The sequence below is a fragment of the Streptomyces sp. NBC_01426 genome, from assembly GCF_036231985.1.
Taxonomy (GTDB): domain Bacteria; phylum Actinomycetota; class Actinomycetes; order Streptomycetales; family Streptomycetaceae; genus Streptomyces.
Window position 1 is genome coordinate 1,126,286 of sequence record NZ_CP109500.1, and the last position, 18,177, is coordinate 1,144,462.

17 protein-coding genes are annotated in these 18,177 nt (G+C 74.9%); 10 read left to right on the forward strand and 7 right to left on the reverse strand.

The features are described from left to right. Positions 1–71 precede the first annotated feature (71 nt). Positions 72–671: an ankyrin repeat domain-containing protein gene (locus OG906_RS05075; RefSeq protein ID WP_329440406.1), complete on the reverse strand. Its 600-nt coding sequence runs from the start codon at positions 669–671 to the stop codon at positions 72–74. Between the two features lie 243 nt (positions 672–914). Beyond that, positions 915–1,448: a GNAT family N-acetyltransferase gene (locus OG906_RS05080; RefSeq protein WP_267801438.1), complete on the reverse strand. Its 534-nt coding sequence runs from the start codon at positions 1,446–1,448 to the stop codon at positions 915–917. Positions 1,449–1,601: 153 nt separating this feature from the next. Between OG906_RS05080 and OG906_RS05085 the strand changes: the two genes are divergently transcribed. After that, a complete protein-coding gene (locus OG906_RS05085) occupies positions 1,602–2,867 on the forward strand; it encodes a sulfite oxidase (protein WP_329440409.1) in 1,266 nt (421 codons plus the stop codon). Positions 2,868–2,886: 19 nt separating this feature from the next. Here the strand turns inward: OG906_RS05085 and OG906_RS05090 are convergent, their stop codons facing one another. Together OG906_RS05090 and OG906_RS05095 are read right to left on the reverse strand one after the other, a co-directional pair. After that, entirely contained in the window at positions 2,887–4,050 is a 1,164-nt protein-coding gene (locus OG906_RS05090; RefSeq protein WP_329440411.1) for an alpha/beta hydrolase family protein, read from the reverse strand. Between the two features lie 113 nt (positions 4,051–4,163). Further along, positions 4,164–7,001 carry an nSTAND1 domain-containing NTPase gene (locus tag OG906_RS05095; RefSeq protein WP_329440412.1) on the reverse strand — a complete coding sequence of 946 codons (2,838 nt, stop codon included), beginning with the start codon at positions 6,999–7,001 and terminating at the stop codon, positions 4,164–4,166. Between the two features lie 167 nt (positions 7,002–7,168). On the opposite strand from OG906_RS05095, the gene OG906_RS05100 reads away from it, so the two are divergent. Next, a complete protein-coding gene (locus OG906_RS05100) occupies positions 7,169–8,095 on the forward strand; it encodes a hypothetical protein (protein ID WP_329440414.1) in 927 nt (308 codons plus the stop codon). After that, on the forward strand, positions 8,088–8,501 hold the full coding sequence (locus OG906_RS05105) for a peptidase inhibitor family I36 protein (protein WP_329440416.1): 414 nt from the start codon (positions 8,088–8,090) through the stop codon (positions 8,499–8,501). The genes OG906_RS05100 and OG906_RS05105 overlap by 8 nt, the downstream gene beginning before the upstream one ends. Positions 8,502–8,647: 146 nt before the next feature. Here OG906_RS05105 and OG906_RS05110 read toward each other — a convergent pair whose 3' ends face one another. Next, positions 8,648–9,715, reverse strand: a complete 1,068-nt coding sequence (locus OG906_RS05110) for a GNAT family N-acetyltransferase (protein ID WP_329440418.1) — start codon at positions 9,713–9,715, stop codon at positions 8,648–8,650. 57 nt (positions 9,716–9,772) lie between these two features. After that, positions 9,773–10,285, reverse strand: a complete 513-nt coding sequence (locus OG906_RS05115) for a hypothetical protein (RefSeq protein ID WP_329440420.1) — start codon at positions 10,283–10,285, stop codon at positions 9,773–9,775. 226 nt (positions 10,286–10,511) lie between these two features. On the opposite strand from OG906_RS05115, the gene OG906_RS05120 reads away from it, so the two are divergent. The 4 genes from OG906_RS05120 to OG906_RS05135 all read left to right on the forward strand — a co-directional run bounded on the left by OG906_RS05120 (position 10,512) and on the right by OG906_RS05135 (position 14,556). Next, positions 10,512–11,081 (forward strand): HPP family protein, encoded by a 570-nt coding sequence (locus OG906_RS05120; protein ID WP_329440422.1) that lies wholly within the window; start codon positions 10,512–10,514, stop codon positions 11,079–11,081. Between the two features lie 152 nt (positions 11,082–11,233). Further along, positions 11,234–11,983 (forward strand): VOC family protein, encoded by a 750-nt coding sequence (locus OG906_RS05125; protein WP_329447930.1) that lies wholly within the window; start codon positions 11,234–11,236, stop codon positions 11,981–11,983. A 56-nt stretch (positions 11,984–12,039) separates the two neighbouring features. Further along, positions 12,040–13,083, forward strand: coding sequence for a PHP domain-containing protein (locus OG906_RS05130; protein ID WP_329440424.1), 1,044 nt, complete (start codon positions 12,040–12,042; stop codon positions 13,081–13,083). A gap of 111 nt (positions 13,084–13,194) precedes the next feature. After that, on the forward strand, positions 13,195–14,556 hold the full coding sequence (locus tag OG906_RS05135; RefSeq protein ID WP_329440426.1) for an NAD(P)/FAD-dependent oxidoreductase: 1,362 nt from the start codon (positions 13,195–13,197) through the stop codon (positions 14,554–14,556). 5 nt (positions 14,557–14,561) lie between these two features. Here the strand turns inward: OG906_RS05135 and OG906_RS05140 are convergent, their stop codons facing one another. Next, positions 14,562–15,431, reverse strand: a complete 870-nt coding sequence (locus OG906_RS05140; RefSeq protein WP_329440429.1) for a UbiA family prenyltransferase — start codon at positions 15,429–15,431, stop codon at positions 14,562–14,564. Between the two features lie 79 nt (positions 15,432–15,510). Between OG906_RS05140 and OG906_RS05145 the strand changes: the two genes are divergently transcribed. From OG906_RS05145 to OG906_RS05155, 3 genes are read left to right on the forward strand one after another with little or no spacing between them, the layout of a single operon-like run. After that, a complete protein-coding gene (locus OG906_RS05145; RefSeq protein WP_329440431.1) occupies positions 15,511–16,572 on the forward strand; it encodes a type III polyketide synthase in 1,062 nt (353 codons plus the stop codon). Positions 16,573–16,585: 13 nt separating this feature from the next. Then, complete coding sequence (locus OG906_RS05150) at positions 16,586–17,125, forward strand: isoprenylcysteine carboxyl methyltransferase family protein (protein ID WP_329447931.1); 540 nt, start codon at positions 16,586–16,588, stop codon at positions 17,123–17,125. After that, positions 17,122–18,147: an NAD(P)/FAD-dependent oxidoreductase gene (locus tag OG906_RS05155; protein ID WP_329440433.1), complete on the forward strand. Its 1,026-nt coding sequence runs from the start codon at positions 17,122–17,124 to the stop codon at positions 18,145–18,147. Before OG906_RS05150 ends, OG906_RS05155 begins: the two co-directional genes overlap by 4 nt. The last annotated feature ends 30 nt before the right edge of the window (positions 18,148–18,177 follow it).

Genomic DNA, 18,177 nt, shown 5'->3' on the forward strand with positions numbered 1-18,177 from the left:
CGCCGTCGCGGCGATCGCGAGGGCCGTGCGTCGTATGCGCCGCGTCCCGTGCTCCGTCGCCCGGGGCACCCTCATCGCCGGGCCTCGCCCAGCAGCCGGGCCATCCCGTCGAAGCCGCGCCGCACGGCGTGCTCGTACGCGGTCACCCCGTCGAGGTCGCCGAGACCCGGATCCGCCCCCGCCTCCAGGAGCAGGGCCACGATCTCCTCGTGGCGGGGCCCGCCGTCGCCGAGGATCACCGCCTCCAGCAGCGCGGTCCAGCCGAGCCGGTTGACGTGGTCGACGCGGATGTCGGTCTCGCGCAGCACGGCCCGGACGTACGCGGTGTGCCCGCGCTCCGCGGCCGGGATGAGCGAGATCCCGCCGAAGCGGTTGCGTTGGCCGAGGTCCGGTCCGGCGGGGAGCAGCACCCGCATCATGGGGACGCTCCCGGTGACCCCGGTGACCAGCCAGGGGCTGTCCTCCCGGGAGTCCGGGGCGTCGGGGTCGGCGCCGGCGGCGATCAGCAGTTCGGCGACGGCCACGTGATCGCCGAGTGCGGCGATCAGCAGTGCTGTGCGGAGCTGCTCGTCCCGCGCGTCCACGGTCGCGCCGGCCGCGAGGGCGGCGGCGACGGCGGGCGCGTCACCTCGGGCGGCGGCGTCCCACAGGGCTCGGTCGTGCGGGTTCATGGTGTCCCTCCCGGGTCCGGGGCGGGGCGGTGTACGGGTCCGCCCTCTCCCCCGGTTCCATGGTGGTCCCGGGCCCCCGGCCGGCCGGTCGACCCGCCGGCCGGATCCGGCGAGCGGTCCGGAGGACCCCGGGGTCCTCCGATCGGCCGATGCGCGGGCGCCGTCGCGCCGGGCGCCGTCGGGCGACCTCGATCGGATCCCCTGGCGGGTCAGGCCTCGTACTCGGTCAGGCCTCGTGCCCGGTCAGGCCTCGTACTCGGTCAGGTCGATGCTGTAGAGGGTCAGCATCGAGGCGTACTCGGGGTGGCTCGTGTCGCGGTCCCGCTCCATGTCGAGCTTGCGCAGCACGTTCTCGGATTCCTCGTTGCCCGCCCGGTTGACGGCGATGACGCGGTCCAGGCCCCGGTCCTGGAGTGCGAACTCCAAGGTGGCCTGGGCGGCCTCGGAGGCGTAGCCCTGGCCCCAGTAGGAGCGCCCGAGCCGCCAGGTGATCTCGACGGCGGGCATCACCTCGGGCAGCCACTCGGGCACCGACAGGCCGACGGCGCCGATCAGCTCACCGGAGGCCAGCAGCTCGACCGCGAAGAGGCCGAAGCCCTCCTCGTCCCACTCGTCCTCCCAGCGCTCGATGGCGTCGGCGGTCTCCTCCAGGTCGAGGGTGGAACCGTCGCCGATCCAGCGCATCACCTCGGGGTCGGCGTTGATCTCCGACAGGGGGACGAGGTCGTCGTCGGTCCAGCGGCGGAGGAGGAGGCGGGGGGTACGGATCTCGGTCATGCCCCACATCCTGCCGAACGTGTCCGGCCAGGGGTAATCGGCCCCCTCGTTGCCGCGGCATTGCAGGTTCATGACCAATGCGGCGATGCGGTTCCCGGCGGCGGACGGGAGCCCTAGCGTCCGTCGGGACCCCACCGAGAAGGAGTTCCGCCCATGTCCCTCGCCCCTTCCGACGAGAGCCGGTACGACCGCACGCGCCTGCGGCAGTGGGCGCGCGGCCGGGCCCGTTCCGCCGGGGTGGACCGGCGGGACCTGCTCCGACTGTTCGCCGCGGGGGCCGCCGGCGCGGCCGTCGCGGGGCCGCTCTGCGTCGGTGTCGGGGCGGCGTCGGCCGCCGCCCTGCCGGGCGTCGTGAAACCGTTGCCGCCGGAACTGTTCACCGTGCGCGGCACCAACGCGGAGACGAACTTCGCGGCCCTGCGCGGCACGGGCCCGCTCACCCCCGTCGACCGGTTCTTCGTGCGCAACCACACGAGCACCCCGCGTCTGGTCGCCGCGGACTGGAAGCTCACGGTGTGGGGCGACGGGCTGCGCGGCGATCCGGTCGACTTCTCCCTCGAGCGGCTGCGCGAGCTGCCCGCCGTCGAGCGGACCCTGTTCATCGAGTGCGCGGGGAACGGTCGCAGCTTCTACACGACCCAGCAGGGGCAGCAGGTCACGGGCACCGCGTGGACGCTCGGCGCGATCGGTGTCGCGCGGTGGCGCGGCGCGCGCCTGTCGGACGTGTTGCGGCGGGCCGGGCTGCGTCGCGACGCCGTGGACGTCCTGCCGCGCGGGCTGGACGACGAGGTGGTCACCAACGGCGTGAACCTGGGGCGGGTGCGGCGACCGCTGCCCGTCTCGAAGGCGCTGGACGACGTGATCCTCGCGTACGAGATGAACGGCGAGCCGCTGCCGCCCGACCACGGCGGTCCGGTGCGGGTCGTCGTACCGGACTGGGTGGGGATCTCCTCGATCAAGTGGGTGGGGGACATCGAGGTGTCCGCCTCCGCGCTGTACGCCCCGTGGAACACCGACCTGTACCGGCTGTTCGGGCCCGATCAGCCGCCGCAGGGCAGTGCCCCGCTGACCCGGCAGACGCTCAAGAGCGCTTTCGAGCTGGAACTCGGCGCCCGGGTGCCGGTGCACCGGACGCGGCTGCTGACCGGGAGGTCCTGGTCGGGCGCGGCGCCGGTGCACCGGGTGGAGGTCAGCACGGACGGCGGTCGGCGCTGGCAGCGGGCCCGACTGCACGACACCCCGCGCCGGGGCGGGTGGGTGCGCTGGTCGGCGCCGTGGACCCCGCGCGAGACGGGGGCGACGGCCCTGCTGGCGCGGGCCACCGACGCCACGGGGCGGACGCAGCCGGAGACCACCCCCCTCAACACGCAGGGGTACCTCTTCGACGCGGTCGTCCGTCACCCGGTGACGGTGGTCTGACGTTCGCGGGCCGTGGCGCCTACGGGTTGATGAAGGACACCTCCGGGGCGTCGGCGGACGGGCCGTCCAGCACGGGCCGGGGCTTGCCCTTGAGGTGCTGGTCGAAGAAGGCGGCGACGTAGCGGCGGGTCAGCTCCACGGAACGGTTCCCGGGCAGCGGGGTCTGCGGGTCGGGGAGCCCGAGCTGATCCCCGATGACGGGCACGTCGGTGAAGGTGAAGTGACCGGAGCCGGCGAAGCCGATCCAGCGCTTCCAGCCGTCGAGTCGCTGCCAGTCGCGCTCCCAGGTGGGGTCCGTGCCGGGGCCGTGGTCCTGGGCTCCCATCAGCAGGAACGGCCGCCCGCCGAGACCGGTTTCGGGGACGGGGGTGAACAGCGTGCCGTCCATGTCGACGCCCGCCTTGACCCGGGGGTCGGCCACCATCGCGGCGGCGGCCGAGGCCCCGCCGATGGAGTGGCCCGCCATCGCGATCCGGTCCCGGTCGATCAGGCCCGAACGGTTCCAGGCCGGGTGTCGGCCGGTGAGGCGGTCGAGCAGGAAGGACACGTCACGGGCCCGGTTGTCGCTGACGCGCTTGTAGCCCGCCTCGTCGTCGACCTTCTCGCAGGCCAGGCAGGTCGTCACGCGGCCGCCGGGGAAGGCGGTGCCCGAGCTCTCGTAGGCGTGGTCCACCGCGGCGACCACGTAGCCGCGCGAGGCGAGGTCCTCGGCGAGGGCGGTCAGGGTGGCACGCGGCACGGTGAAGCCGGGCGACAGGACGATCAGCGGGTAGCGGCCCTCGACCGGGCGGGCACCCGAGCGCGCGAAGGACTTCGTGCCGGCGAGGGTCCGCGCCGGGATCGCCTTGTCGAGCCCCCGGGCCACGAGGAGGAGCCGGGCCTCCTCCTCCGTGAGGTAGCGCACGGGCCCGCCGGTGCCGGGCCGGGCCGGATAGCGCAGGGTGACCATCAGCTCGCGCGGGCCCGAGCCCGCCCACGGGTCGGTGCGGCTTCGGTCCACCAGGTGCAGGGTGTCCTGCCCGACGGCGAACCGTCCGGTGGGGCGGGGCAGTTCGGGCAGCGTCCGGAGCGTGTCGGACGCGGCCGGCGTCTCGGCGGCGACGGAGGTCCCGGCGGCGGTGAGCGGGAGGGGGAGCAGCAGCGCGCACAGGGCTGCGACGGTGACGGTGCGGCGACGAGTCATGGTCTCGAAGCTACGCAGCGTGTCGTGACGGATCATCACCTCTCAGGAGGAGCGGCCCGTCCGACCGCGGAGGGGCACCCGTCCTCCTCAAGTAGCAGGCCGGCGAGGGCGGATCAGCGGCGCTCCAGGCCGCTGCACGGTGGGGCGTAGTCCAGGTAGGGCATGTAGGTGGTCCACTGCTTGCGGCTGATCCGCGGTCCGGTGTGCGCGCAGGCTCCCGCGGCGGCCCGGTCCCGGTCGGTGCCCGCGAGTCGGAGGGTGTCGTCGTAGCCGCCGGACGCCAGGACGCTCCCGTCGGGGCTGAACGCGACGGAGCCGACGGCGGTGACGTGCCCGGTGAGGGTGGTCGACAAGGCCGGGTGGGCGGGCCGGGCGACGTCCCACACCCGTACGGTGCGGTCGTCGCCGGCGGTGGCGAGGGTGCGGCCGTCCGGACTGAAGACCACCGCGCCGACCACGTCGGTGTGGCCCCTCAGGGTGGCGAGCGGGACCGGATGGTGCCGGTCGGTGACGTTCCACAGCCGTACCGAGGTGTGGCCGCCGCTGGCGGTGGCGAGGGTGCGGCCGTCGGGGCTGAAGGCGACGGAGAAGACGGCGGTGTCGTGGCCCTCGACGGTCGCCAGCGGCGCGGGGTGCGCGGGGTCGGCGACGTCGGTCAGCCGTACGGTGCGGTCCTCGCTCGCGGTGGCCAGGGTGCGGCCGTCCGGGCTGAACGCGACGGCGCGCAGGGCGTCGCGGTGCCCGGTCACGACCGCCGCCTCGGCGGGGCGGGTGGGATCGGCCACGTCCCAGAGCCGTACGTCGCCTCCGGGGCCGGTGGTGGCGAGCGTGTGCCCGTCGGGGCTGTAGGCGAGGGCGCGTACGTCACCGCCCCGGACGACGGGTTCGGCCGCGAGGGTGGGGCGGGTGGGCTCCGCGACGTCCCAGAGCCGTACGTTCCCGTCGGCGGACGCGGTGGCGAGGATCCGCCCGTCCGGCCGGTAGGCGACGGCGCGCAACGCGGCGCGGTGGCCGCCGAGGGTGGCGACGGCGACGGGCCGGTCGGTGCCGCGGACGGTCCAGAGCCGGGCGGTGCGGTCCCCGCTGGCGGTGGCGAGTTGACGGCCGTCGGGTCGGTAGGCGAGGGCGACGACCTCCTTGGCGTGGGCGGGGAAGGAGGTCATCAGGGTGCTGAGGAGGCTGTCGCGGGTACGGGTGGTGGGCGAGAGCCGGTAGGCGGTCAGACCGAGTTGGACGGCCAGGCCCGGCTCGGTGTTGGTGAGGCCGCCCGCGGTCTCGGCGAGGTTCTGCGCGACGGCGTCGTTGCGCTGGCGGGTGACCTCCTCCTCGGCCCGTACCGCGTTGCCGGTGGCGACGGCGGCGACCACCACGAGGGCGCCGAGCGAGGCGACGAGGATCCGCAGCCTGCGGGTGCGGCGGCGCGCCGAGTCTCCGGCCGCGGCCTCCGCGGCGGCGGAGGCGTCGAGGAACTCCCGTTCCGCCGCCGTCAGCCCGGCGGGGCCTGGGGTGTCGAGGAGGTCGCGGACGAGGGTGAGCCGGGTGCCCCGCAGCAGGGAGCCGGGGTCGCGCCCCACGTTCTCCCAGGCACGGGCGGCGTCGGTGAGCTGTCGGTGTCGGCGCAGCAGTTCCCGGTCCTCGGTGAGCCAGCCGCGCAGTCGGGGCCAGGCGCGGATCAGGGCCTCGTGGGTGAGTTCGACCCGGCCGTGGCCGAGGGTGAGGAGCCTCTGTCGGGCGGCCCCGGCGAGGACGGCGTCGGTGTCGGCGTCCTGGTCGAGTTCCGCGCGGGCGACGGGCCGTTTGGTGTCCTCGGTGCCTTCCCCGAGGGCGATGAGGTGGACGAAGACCTGGCGGGCCAGGTGTTGCTGACGGCCGGTGAGTGAGGCGTACAGGGCTTCGGCGGACTGGGCGAGGGCGCCCTCGAATCCGCCGGCGGCACGGAAGCCGTCCAGGGTGAGGGCGGCTCCCCGGCGGCGGCGCCAGGTCTCCAGCAGGGCGTGGGACAGCAGGGGCAGGACGCCGACGCGGCCGTGCGCGTGGGCGACGAGGGTGGCCTGGAGGGAGCCCTCGACGGTGAGCCCGGCGCGGCGGGCGGGTTCGACGACGGCCCGGCGCAGTTCGGCGGCGCTCATCGGTCCGACGAGCACCTGGGCGTCGCGCAGGACGTCGACGAGTTCGGTGTGGCGGGTGCAGTGCGCGTAGAAGTCGGCGCGCAGAGACAGGGCGACGCGGCAGCGGGAGCCTGGCCGGCGCGCGGCCTCGTCGAGCGCGGTGATGAACCGGGCCCGCTCCTCGGGGTCGGCGCAGACGGTGAAGACCTCCTCGAACTGGTCGACGATCAGTACGAGTTCTTCCGTTTCCTCCGGGCCGGCGTCCTCCCGTCGGCCCAGCGCCTCGGCGAGGGCCCGGGTCGGGTGCGGGCCCGGGGTGAGGACGCGCACCGCGCGGTGCGGGGCGTCGGCGCGCAGCCGGGGCAGCAGTCCGGCGCGCAGCAGCGAGGACTTGCCGGCTCCGGAGGCTCCGACGAGGGCGAGGACGCGGTGCCGGGCGAGGGTGGCGACGAGGTCCTCGACGAGCCGTTCCCGCCCGAAGAAGAGTTCGGCGTCCTCGGCGCGAAAAGCGGCGAGGCCCACGTACGGCGGCTGGTGGCAGCCCTCCTCCCCGGCGACCAGGTCCGGTGTCTCGACGGCCAGTTCGACGGCGACGGCGTGCCAGCGGCGCTCCCACTCCCCCGGGTCGCCGCCGCAGGCCCGCACGTAGGACAAGGTCACGTCCAGGCTGGGCAGCCGCCGGCCGGCGGCGGCTCCGGACAGGGTGGCGACGGAGTAGTGGGCGCGGGCGGCGAGGTCCCTGTAGGGCGGTGATCCCGCCTCGTGCCGCAGCCGGCGCAGGGCGTTGGCGAACGCCGGCAGAGGCCCGTCCCCACCTTCCAGCGGACGTTCCTTGCGTGCCATGCACGGCCCCTTCCACGTAGGTGCATTCCTGCCCTCTGGGGTGGATTGTTCAGCAATTGTTTGTTCACTGCCAGGGCGCCGACGCCGAACAACGGAGCACGGCTAGACCTGATTCCGGCACCACGGCGAACCCGCCGTGGATCACCCGGAAAGGGGGCACCCCGCGGATGAACCGAGCACGCACGACGGCGATGACGGCGGCGGCCGTGACGGCGGCCCTGGCCCTGGGCGGCTGCGGATCCACCGCCTCGCAGCGGGAGTCGGGGCCGGCGCGGGAGCCGAGCGCCGCACAGTCCCGGCTGCTGGAGCGGGCCGAGCAGATCCTCATCGGCGCGTGCATGGCCGAACGGGGGTTCGTGTACGCCGTCACCGAGCCGGCACGGGAGGGGGAGGCGCAGCGCTCGTTCCCGTACGGGGTGGACGACGTGGCGTGGGCGCGGGCCCACGGCTACGGCGGGCGCGACGAGCGGGCCGCCGCCGAGGCCCGGCGGGCCGACCCGAACCAGCTTTACTTCGCCGGGCTTTCGGCCCCGCGGCGGGCGGCGGCGCGTACCGCGCTCATGGGTGCCTCGCCCGTGGGGCTGACGGCCACCACCCCCACCGGGATGACCCTCACGGCCGGCTCCGAGGGGTGCATGGCTGACGCGCAGCGCGCCCTGTACGGGGATCTGCCCGGCTGGTTCCGCGTCAAGGTCGTCACGATGAACCTGCGGCCGGTCAGGGAGGCGCGGGTGCGCGGGGACGCGCGCTGGACGGAGGCGGTCGGGCAGTGGTCCGCCTGCATGCGGGCGGCGGGCCGGCCGTACGCCACCCCGGCCGACTCCCGCCGGGCCGCGGTCGAGGCGACCGCCGACGTCCCGCCCGAGAAGGCCGACGCGACCGAGACCGCGCTGGCGGTCACCGAGGCGACCTGCGCGACCGGCACTTCGCTGGCCCGGGTCTCACGAACTCTGGACCACGCCCACGGCGAGGAAGTCCGTGCGGAGCACCAGGACGAGATCGACCTGAGGCGACGGTTCCAGAACGACGCGCTCCCGAAGGCGGAGCGCGTCGTGGCACGACACACCCACCGAGAAGGAGATTCCCATGCGTAAGTTCCGCACGATGATGCTGGCCTGCGCCCTCGCGGCGCCGCTGTTCGCCGTCCCCGCGGCGATGACCCCGGCGGTCGCGGCTCCCGCCGACAGCGCGGGCGTGGCGGCCGACGGCAACTACTGGGTCTGGGCGGACACCAATCGCGGCGGCCCGTCCTGTGGCTGGAGCGGCAACGACTCCGACTGGCGCACCTGTGGCAGCAGCGGCACCTACAACATGAACGACCGGGCCTCGTCCTGGTGGAACAACGGCTACGCCGGTTCCCTGGGTGACGTCCGCGTCTACGAGAACATCGGCTACACGGGGGCCTCGACCTGTGCTCCGAACGGTTCCGCGGGCAACATCCCGTGGGAGTGGAACGACCGGATCTCCTCGCACAAGTGGGTGACCAACTGCGGCTTCTGACAGCCGTGGAGCGGCCGGCGGGTGCTCGTCCGACCGCTCTCGGGCCGTTCTCCGGCCGTTCTCCGTCAGATGTCCGTCGGGTCTTCCGGGCTGCGACCGCCCGGGAGGCCCGCGGGCCGTCCAGGGGCAGGTCCGGGGGAGACGGCCTACAGGGGGCTCAGGCGGTACCGGACGACGCCGTCGTCGGTGCCGGACTCCTGGAACCCGGCCCGCCGCACCACGGCGTGGGAGGCGACGTTGTCCTCGTCGACCCTGGCGTGCAGCCCGGTCAGGCCGGGCTGTGCGAACGCCCAGCCGGCCAGCGCGCGGAGCGCCTCGGTGGCGTGGCCCTGGCGGCGGGCCGAGGCGACGAGGTCGTAGCCGATCTCGGCCTGGCCGTCGGGGTCGGGGGCTCCGTGGAAGCCGATCCCGCCGATCGCGCGGTGGTCGCGGGCCCGGACGATGGCGTACGGACCCCAGCCCGGCCGGTACTCGCCCACCTCGTCGGCGAGCCCCACCATCCCGGCGCCGATCCGGGTGCCCTCGGCCGGCCCGTCCTCGGTCCAGGCGAAGCCCCCGGTGCCGCCGGCGTGCAGGTCGGCGGCGGCCGCCGGGCCGATCTCGCACAGGATCACGCCGACCCCGCGGATCGGGTCGTTGTACCAGCGCCAGTTCTCCTGGGGGGCGAGGTCGGGGAGGTCGACCCGGCCGGTGGCCGCGAGCAGCGAGTCCCAGGGGTCGCCGGTCGTGGACAGCGGCGCGTGCGGGAAGAGCCGTTCGAGGACGAGGGCGGCCGTCCGCTCGGAGCCCCGCCAGTGCGTGGCGCCCAGGCCGCCCAGGATGTCGTGGCAGTGCAGCAGGGTCTCGGCGGCGCCCATCGCGGCGAAGCCGTCGGGGCCCGCCGAGCCGGCCGGGTGCCAGGCGCGGACGTCGGGGCCGGCGGCGTGGACGGCGGCCACGAGCAGGCGTCCGCTCGCCTCCACGAGGTCGACGACCCCGCTCGGGGAGGTGTCGGGGGCGGCCGTGACCCGCAGGGGCAGCCAGGACTCGGTGACCCGGCCGGCGAGCTGCGCGGCGAATCCGGTCAGGTCCCCGGCCAGGTGGACGGCGGTGTGGTGGCAGCTCCACTCCAGGCCGCCCGCCGGGGCGGACCAGTCGAGGTGCGCGACACCCCGCAGGGCCCGGACGGCGTCGGAGACGGCGTGGTCGAGGTCGTGCGGGCCCATGATCGTCATGTCTTCAGACTAGACCCGCCCGGTGTCGACCCGCAGGGCCCGTTCCGACGCGCGGGCTCAGTCCGGGAGCGGGCTCGCGCAGCGGGAGCAGTACCGGGCGTCCCGGTCGGTGGCGAGTCGACCGCAGTCGGGGCAGACGCGGTGGAGCAGACAGGCCGTCTCACCGCCCTCGGCGGGGTCGGGGGCGGGCGGAGCGCCGGCGGGGCCCGGGCCGATGCCGAGGCCGGGGCGGCGGGTGTGGACGGTCAGGTACGCCACCCCGTCCGGGCCCGCGGTGAGCGTGCGGCGGCTGTTCCTCGGCAGCAGGACGGCCACGTGGGGGCGCAGGTCGTGCGAGCGGCCCCCGGTGTCGAGCCGGCCGGTCCCCGCGACGACGACCAGCAGTACGTCGAGGACGGGTTCGGCATGCTCGGCGATGACCGCTGCGGGGCGCAGGCGCACCAGGTTGGAGTCGAGTCCGCGGGTGGCGCCGGTCAGCCGCCACAGCGCCCCGCCGGCGTCCGCGGGCGCGTCGGCGATCACCGCGTCGAGGTCGGTGGGCACCTCGATGGGGTGCGAGTGGGTCGTCATGCTCGTCCTTCCCTGTGTCCTCGGCGGGACCGCGCCGGTGCCATGGCAGTCATACACGATCCGCCGGGGCGGGCCGGGCCCGATGGACCCTTTGCCCCACCCCGCGCAGGTCCTCGTACGGGCGAACGATAAGGTCGGGGCACCCCCTGCCCTCGCGTCACCGCCTGCCGCCCTGCCTTCGTACGGCCCCTGCCGGCCGCCCGCACCGGAAACACCCCTGCCGCTCATGACCACAGACACCGCGCCGTACCCCGGCACGCCCCCGACCCCCGCGGCCGATGCCGCGCCCGCGCCGCGCGCGCCGCGGATCATCACCGGGAAGGCGCCGGCCCGCCCGACCGCGGCGGCCGCCGTCCACAGCGTCAGCGCGGCGACGACCGTGCTTCTCGGCCTGGTGGGGATCGGCGCGATGCTTCACGAACCGGTGCTGATCCCGCCGCTGGCCGCGAGCGCCGCCCTGGTGCACAGCGCGCCCACCCTGCCGCTGGCCCAGCCGCGCGGGGTGCTGCTCGGCCACCTGCTGGGCGCCGCGGTCGGGTACGGGGTCCTCGCGGCGGCGGGAGGCAGCGCGTGGGCGGCCGCCGTGGCGGCGGGCCTCACCCTGGCCCTCCTGATCACGGCGCGGACCCCGCACTCCCCCGCCTGTGCCACGGCCGTCGTGGTGGTGCTCCAGAGCCCGGATCCCGTCCGGTTCGTGCCGCTGCTGTTCGGTTCAACCGTGCTCCTCGTCCTCACCGGATACGCCGGATCCCGGATCCGGCGCAATGCCCCGAGGTACCCCGCCTACTGGTGGTGACCCCGCCGGTAGGCGCGCCTGCGCGTCACCCGGGGTGCCGGGGCGCTACTTCTTGTGGTCGGACGGCGCGATCACGGTGGCGGTGAAGGGCGGAGCGAGCGGTGAAGATCTCGACGAAGGACGTGTTCGGAGCACCCTGCTGGGTGAGCCTGATGGCCCGGGACCTGGTGGGGTCCCAACGCTTCTACGCGGCGGTCGTGGGGTGGACCTTCCGCCCGGCCCGGCCCGGCGAGTTGTTCTCGCTGGCCCGGCTGGACGGTGTGCCGGTGGCGGGCATCGGCGCCCTCGCCTCTGATCTGGCGGTGCCGGTGGCGTGGACCCCGTACTTCGCCGTGGACGACGTCGACGTGGCGGTGAGCCGGATCCGGGAGCGCAGCGGCACGATCGCGGTCGGCCCGGTGTCCTTCCCCAACGGCGGCAGGGCCGCGCTGGCGGCCGACCTGGACGGTGCGGTGTTCGGGATCTGGGAGGGAGTCGTCTCCACCGACTGGCGGTCCGATGAGGGGCGGGCCCCGGCCTGGCTCGAACTGAGGACCCGCAACGCCTTCGACGCCGCGATCTTCTACGGCGGGGTACTGGAGTGGGCCAACGGCCGGCCCGGCTGCTGCGAGGTCTCGTACGAGGAGGACCAGGTCGTGTTGCGACACGGCGGGGAGGCGGTGGCCCGGCTGAACAGCGGCCCGGTGGAGGTGGCCTCGTACAGCCCGTACGCCAGGCCCCGCTGGCACGTCCACTTCCGGGTGCCGCTGCTGGAGCCGGCGATCGAGGCGGCGGTCGAGTTGGGCGGGCGGGCCGTCACGGAGGTCATGTCGAACACGCGGGAGCGGTGGGTCGCGCTCCGCGACCCGGACGGGGCGCTGTTCACCCTCACCGCCTCCCTCGCGCCGCCGACCGCGCCCTGATCCTCCGATGTGCCCGCTCCGCCGTCCCTTGCCACACTGGGCTCAGGAGGTGCCCGATGGACCCGGTCGCCGCGCTGAACCGGATCGCCTTCCTGTTGGAGCGCGGTCAGGCCCCCACCTACCGCGTACGGGCGTTCCGCACGGCCGCAGCCGCGGTGGAGCACCTGGGCGGGCCCGAGGTGGCCGAGCGGGTCGCCTCCGGGTCGCTGGAGTCGGTGAAGGGCCTGGGCCCGAAGACCGCGACGGTCGTGCGGGAGGCGCTCGGCGGGGAGATCCCGCAGTACCTGCAAAAGCTGGAGGACGAGGTCGCGGCCCATCCCGACGGGCCGCCGGCCAGTCCGGGGGCCCGGGCGCTGCGGGCGGCCCTGCGCGGGGACTGTCACCTGCACTCGGAGTGGTCCGACGGCGGGAGTCCGATCGAGGCGATGGGCCGGGCGGCGGCGGAGCTGGGGCACGAGTGGGCGGTGCTGACGGACCATTCGCCGAGTCTGAAGGTGGCCCGCGGGTTGTCGCCGGGGCGGCTGCGGGAGCAACTGGCGGTGGTGGCGGAGCTGAACGCGGGCTGGAAGCCGTTTCGGCTGCTCACGGGCATCGAGTGCGACATCCTGGCGGACGGTTCGCTCGACCAGGAGCAGGAGTTGTTGGACCGGGTCGACCTGGTGGTGGGTTCCGTCCACTCGAAGCTGCGGATGGAGTCCGCGGCGATGACACGGCGCCTGTTGGCGGCCGTGCGCAATCCGGCGATGGACGTGCTGGGTCACTGCACCGGCCGACTGGTGACGGGCCGGACCCGGCCGGAGTCGGAGTTCGACGCCGCCGCCGTCTTCGCCGCGTGCGCGGAGTCCGGTACGGCGGTGGAGATCAACAGCAGGCCCGAACGGCTGGACCCGCCGCGCCGGTTGCTGCGGCTGGCCGCGGAGAGCGGCACGCTGTTCGCGATCGACACGGACGCGCACGCCCCGGGCCAGCTGGACTGGCAGCCGACCGGCTGTGAGCGGGCCGTGGAGTGCGGGGTGGCGACGGAGCGTGTCGTGAACACCTGGAGCGCGGACGGCCTGCTGGAGTGGACCCGTACCCGCCGGCCGCCCGAACCCGTCTGACCTCGGAACCCGCCGTCGCGACCGCACCGTCCGGAAACGGATGTGCATGGACCGCGCGCGCGGGGCAGACGACCGGGCACGGAACCACCGCACTGCGAAGGGACGTACACCGTGTCGCGATCGAGGATCCTCGTTGTGGGCGCCGGCTTCGCCGGGGTCGCGTGCGTACGGCGGCTGGAGCGCCGTCTGTCCCCGGCCGAGGCGGAGATCTCACTGGTCACGCCCGCCTCCTACCAGTTGTACCTGCCCCTGCTCCCCCAGGTCGCCGCCGGCGTGCTGACCCCGCAGTCGGTCGCCGTCTCCCTGCGGCGCAGCAACAAGCACCGGACGCGGATCATCCCGGGCGGGGCGATCGGCGTGGACACCAAGGCCAAGGTCTGCGTCATCCGGAAGATCACGGGTGAGACCGTGGACCAGCCCTACGACCTCCTCGTGCTGGCCCCCGGCAGCATCACCCGCACCTTCGACATCCCCGGGCTGGTGGACCACGCCCGGGGCATGAAGACCCTCGCGGAGGCCGTGTACCTGCGCGACCACGTGATCGCCCAGCTCGACCTGGCGGACGCCAGCCAGGACGAGGCCGAACGCGCCTCCCGGCTCCAGTTCGTGGTGGTGGGCGGCGGGTACGCGGGCACGGAGACGGCCGCCTGCCTCAACCGCCTCACGCGGCACGCGGCGACCCGCTACCCGCGGCTGGATCCCCGGCAGATCAAGTGGCACCTGGTCGACCTCGCGCCGAAGCTGATGCCGGAACTCGGCGACAAGCTCGGCACGGTCGCCCTGGACATCCTGCGCCGGCGCGGGATCGAGGTGTCCCTCGGCGTGTCGGTGAGCGAGGTGAGTGCCGAGAAGGTGACGCTCACCGACGGCCGGGTGCTGCCCAGTCGGACCCTGATCTGGACGGCCGGCGTCGCCGCGAGCCCGCTCATGGCGACCCTGGGCGCGGAGACGCTCAAGGGCCGGCTGGTCGTGCGACCGGAGTTGACGGTGCCCGGGGTCGACGGCGTGTTCGCCCTCGGGGACGCGGCGGCCGTACCGGACGTGACGAAGGGCGGCGACGCGCTGTGCCCGCCGACCGCGCAGCACGCCATGCGCCAGGGCAAGGCCGTCGCGGACAGTGTCATCGCCACGCTGCGCAACCAACCCCTGCGTCCCTACGTGCACAAGGACCTGGGACTGGTGGTGGACCTCGGCGGCCGGGACGCGGTCTCCAAGCCGCTCGGCATCGAACTGCACGGCCTGCCCGCGCAGGCGGTGGCCCGCGGCTACCACTGGTCGGCGCTGCGGACCAACGTGGCCAAGACCCGGGTGCTGACGAACTGGCTGATCAACGCGGTCGCCGGGGACGACTTCGTACGCACCGGCTTCCTGGACCAGCGGGCCGCCACCCTGAAGGACTTCGAGCACACCGACGCCTACCTCTCCCCCGAGCAGGTCCGCAAGCACACGGAGTCCCTGCGGGCCAAGGGCTGAGCGGTTCAGCCGAGGCCGGCGCCCCGCACCAACAGCAGCGCCACGTCGGCGGCGGCGACCGCCAGCGCGCCGAGGAACGGCACGCGGCCGCCGGCCCGGCAGGTGCCGGCCACCAGCAGGACCGTGAGCGCGAGCAGCCCCCGGCCGTACGCGCTCACCGGTCCCGGCGGGCCGGTGACCAGGGCCGCGGTCGCACCGAGCAGGAGCAGCCCGGCGACCGCCGCCGAGGCCCGGGCGCCGAGCCGTTGGGGCAGTCCCGTGACGCCGGTGGCGAGGTCGTCGGCGATGTCGGGCAGCACGTTCGCGAAGTGCGCCCCGGCGCCGAGCAGCGCGGCGGCGCCGGTGAGCCAGACCGGCGGCCACGGTGATCCCGGCAGGCCGAGCGTGACGAAGGCCGGGAGCAGGCCGAAGGCGAGGGCGTAGGGCGCCCAGGACACGACCGTGCTCTTGAGCCGCAGGTTGTAGCCCCAGGCGGCGGCGACCGCGACCAGGTGCACGACGCCGGCGAGGACGCCCGAGGCCAGGGACAACGGAACGCACACCAGCAGCGCCACGAACGCGGCGACGGACACCGAGGCGGGCCGTACGGAGCCCGCGACCAGCGGCTTGTCCCGCCGCCCCGTGGTCAGGTCGCGGCGCAGGTCGGCTCGGTCGTTGCTCCAGCCCACGGAGAGTTGACCCGCCGCGACCGCGCCGGCGGCGACGGCGCAGCCGGCGGGCCCCCGCCCGCCGGCCAGGGCGAGGGCGGCCGCGAAGAGCGTCACGGCGGCCGCCGGCACGGGGTGGCAGGCCGCCAGGAGGTCGACCGTCCGTGCCGCGGCGCGCGGCCGCGCGGGGGTTCGTACGGCGGGCGGGGTCGCTCGGGTGACGGGCACGACGACACGCTATGCGGCCACGGCACGCCCGGTCAGCCTGATTCCTTACGAAATGTCAGTTGTTCCCTATGTTGGGTCAATGACACGTGTCCTGGCAGTGAGCAGCGTGTTCCCGCCCCATCGGTACCGGCAGTCGGAGATCACCGAGGCCTTGGCCCGCTTCCTTCCGCCGGGCGCGGACACGGCGCTGCTGCGCCGCGTCCACGAGTCGGTTCGGGTGGACAGCCGCCATCTCGCGCTCCCCCTGGAGCGCTACGGGCCGTCGAACGACTTCGGCACCACGAACGCCGCCTTCCTCGTCGCCGCGCTCGAACTCGGCACACGTGCCCTCGAACTCGCCCTCGCCGAGGGCGGTCTGCCGGCCGGGGACCTCGATCTGGTGATGTCCACGACGGTGACCGGACTGGCGACGCCCTCGCTGGAGGCCCGGATCGCCGGCCGGAGCGGGTTGCGCCCCGACGTGAAACGAATGCCGCTGTTCGGCCTGGGCTGCGCCGCGGGCGCCGCCGGGCTCGGCCACCTGCACGACCAGCTGACCGGCCGGCCCGCGGACGCGGGCGTGTTGCTGTCGACCGAGCTGTGCTCCCTCACCCTCCAGCCCACCGACACCTCGATGGCGAACCTCGTCGCGGGGGCCCTCTTCGGGGACGGCGCCGGGGCGCTGCTGGCGGTGGGCCGCGACCATCCGCTGTACGAGACCGGCGCCGGGCCCTCGGTGGTGGCCTCCCGCAGCCGCCTGTATCCGGGGACCGAGGACCTGCTCGGCTGGGACATCGGCCACTGGGGCTTCCGGATGGTGCTGGGGCGGGAACTCCCCGATCTGGTCCGGCTGCACGTGGTGGAGGAGGTCGAGACCTTCCTCGCCGGGCACGACCTGAAGCCGTCCGACGTCGACGTCTGGATCTGCCACCCGGGAGGTCCGCGGATCCTCGACGTCCTCGCCGAGACGTTGGGCCTGCCGGACGCCGCCCTCGCGGCGAGCCGGGAGTCCCTGGCCGAGGCGGGCAACCTCTCCTCCGCCTCGGTCCTGCACATCCTCGGCGGGATCCAGGCCGCCGGGCCGCCCCCGCCGGGATCCACCGGGCTCATGATCGCCTTCGGCCCGGGCTTCGCCTCCGAACTCGTCCTCCTGCGCTGGTGATCCCCTCATGACGATGAACCTGTACCTGTCGATCCTCGCCCTGGTCGCCGTCGAACGGCTCGCCGAGCTGCTCGTGGCCCGGCGCAACGCCGCATGGAGCCTGGCGCGCGGCGCCCGGGAGTACGGCCGCGGCCACTATCCGGCCATGGTCGCCCTGCACACCGCGCTGCTGGTGGGGTGCGCGGTCGAACCGTGGGCCGCCGACCGGCCGTTCCTGCCCGCGGTGGGCTGGCCGGCGCTCGCACTGGTGGTGGCCGCGCAGGGCCTGCGCTGGTGGTGCATCGCCACCCTCGGCCCCCGCTGGAACACCAGGGTGCTCGTCGTTCCCGGCCTGCCCCTGGTCGCGGCGGGGCCGTACCGGGTGTTGAGCCACCCCAACTACGTGGCCGTGGTGGTCGAGGGGCTCGCGCTGCCGCTGGTGCACTGCGCGTGGCTGACCGCTGCCGGTTTCACCGTGCTCAACGCGCTGCTGCTGCGGGTGCGGATCCGCTGCGAGGACACGGCACTCACCCGGGCCCGTACGACGACCCCGCTCGTGGGCTCCGCGCCGTGATCGACCTGCTCGTGGCGGGCGGTGGTCCGGCGGGGCTGGCGACGGCCATCCACGGGGCGCTGGCCGGGCTGGAGGTGGTGGTGCTGGAGCCCCGGCCCACGCCGATCGACAAGGCGTGCGGGGAGGGGCTGATGCCCACCGCCGTGCGGCGGCTGGAGGAGCTGGGCGTACCGGTGGCGGGCCGGCCGTTCCGGGGGATCCGGTACGTGGACGGCGTCAGCGGGCTCCGCGCGGAAGGGCTGTTCCGCGCCGACCCCGGGCGCGGGGCCCGGCGTACCGACCTCCAGGCGGCCCTCGCCGAACGGGCCGCCGCCCTGGGCGTGCGGGTGCTCCCCCGGCGGGTGACCGAGGTGCGCCAGGACGCACAGCGGGTCAGCGCGGCGGGGCTGACCGCCCGCTACCTGGTGGCCGCCGACGGACTGCACTCGCCCGTCCGGCGCAGACTGGGCCTGTCCGCGCCGGTCGTGGCCGGCCGGCCGGTCCGGTACGGACTGCGGCGCCACTACGCGGTGCAGCCGTGGAGCGACCTGGTGGAAGTGCACTGGTCGGCACGGTCCGAGGCGTACGTGACCCCGCTCGGGCCCGATCGGGTGGGGGTGGCGGTACTGACCTCGGAACAGGCGCCGTTCGACGTCCAGCTCGCGCGGTTCCCGGTCCTGTCGGCGCGGTTGCCGCGGGCGCCCGAGGCGCCGGTCCGGGGAGCGGGGCCGTTGCGGCAGGGCGCCCTCACCCGGGTCGCCGGGCGGGTGCTCTTCGTCGGGGACGCCGCCGGGTACGTGGACGCCCTCACCGGGGAGGGACTCACGCTGGCGGTGACGGCGGCCGGGGAACTCGTGCGGTGCGTGTCCGCCGGCCGGCCCCAGGAGTACGAGCGGGCCTGGCGGGATCTGTCGCGGAGCTACCGCGCGCTCACCGGGGCCCTGGTGTGGGCCCGGGCGCGGCCGGCGCTGGCCCGGCGGATCGTGCCGCTCGCCGCCCGCCTGCCCGGGGTGTTCACCCGCGGGGTGAACCTGCTCGCGTAGGTCGGGCCGTGCACGCGGGAGGGCCCCGGC

Coding starts and splice junctions, on each gene's coding strand:
- OG906_RS05075 (WP_329440406.1), bottom strand. CDS start 671: ATGAACCCGCACGACCGAGCCCTGTGGGACGCCGCCGCCCGAGGTGAC.
- OG906_RS05080 (WP_267801438.1), bottom strand. CDS start 1,448: ATGACCGAGATCCGTACCCCCCGCCTCCTCCTCCGCCGCTGGACCGAC.
- OG906_RS05085 (WP_329440409.1), top strand. CDS start 1,602: ATGTCCCTCGCCCCTTCCGACGAGAGCCGGTACGACCGCACGCGCCTG.
- OG906_RS05090 (WP_329440411.1), bottom strand. CDS start 4,050: ATGACTCGTCGCCGCACCGTCACCGTCGCAGCCCTGTGCGCGCTGCTG.
- OG906_RS05095 (WP_329440412.1), bottom strand. CDS start 7,001: ATGGCACGCAAGGAACGTCCGCTGGAAGGTGGGGACGGGCCTCTGCCG.
- OG906_RS05100 (WP_329440414.1), top strand. CDS start 7,169: ATGAACCGAGCACGCACGACGGCGATGACGGCGGCGGCCGTGACGGCG.
- OG906_RS05105 (WP_329440416.1), top strand. CDS start 8,088: ATGCGTAAGTTCCGCACGATGATGCTGGCCTGCGCCCTCGCGGCGCCG.
- OG906_RS05110 (WP_329440418.1), bottom strand. CDS start 9,715: ATGACGATCATGGGCCCGCACGACCTCGACCACGCCGTCTCCGACGCC.
- OG906_RS05115 (WP_329440420.1), bottom strand. CDS start 10,285: ATGACGACCCACTCGCACCCCATCGAGGTGCCCACCGACCTCGACGCG.
- OG906_RS05120 (WP_329440422.1), top strand. CDS start 10,512: ATGACCACAGACACCGCGCCGTACCCCGGCACGCCCCCGACCCCCGCG.
- OG906_RS05125 (WP_329447930.1), top strand. CDS start 11,234: ATGGCCCGGGACCTGGTGGGGTCCCAACGCTTCTACGCGGCGGTCGTG.
- OG906_RS05130 (WP_329440424.1), top strand. CDS start 12,040: ATGGACCCGGTCGCCGCGCTGAACCGGATCGCCTTCCTGTTGGAGCGC.
- OG906_RS05145 (WP_329440431.1), top strand. CDS start 15,511: ATGACACGTGTCCTGGCAGTGAGCAGCGTGTTCCCGCCCCATCGGTAC.
- OG906_RS05150 (WP_329447931.1), top strand. CDS start 16,586: ATGAACCTGTACCTGTCGATCCTCGCCCTGGTCGCCGTCGAACGGCTC.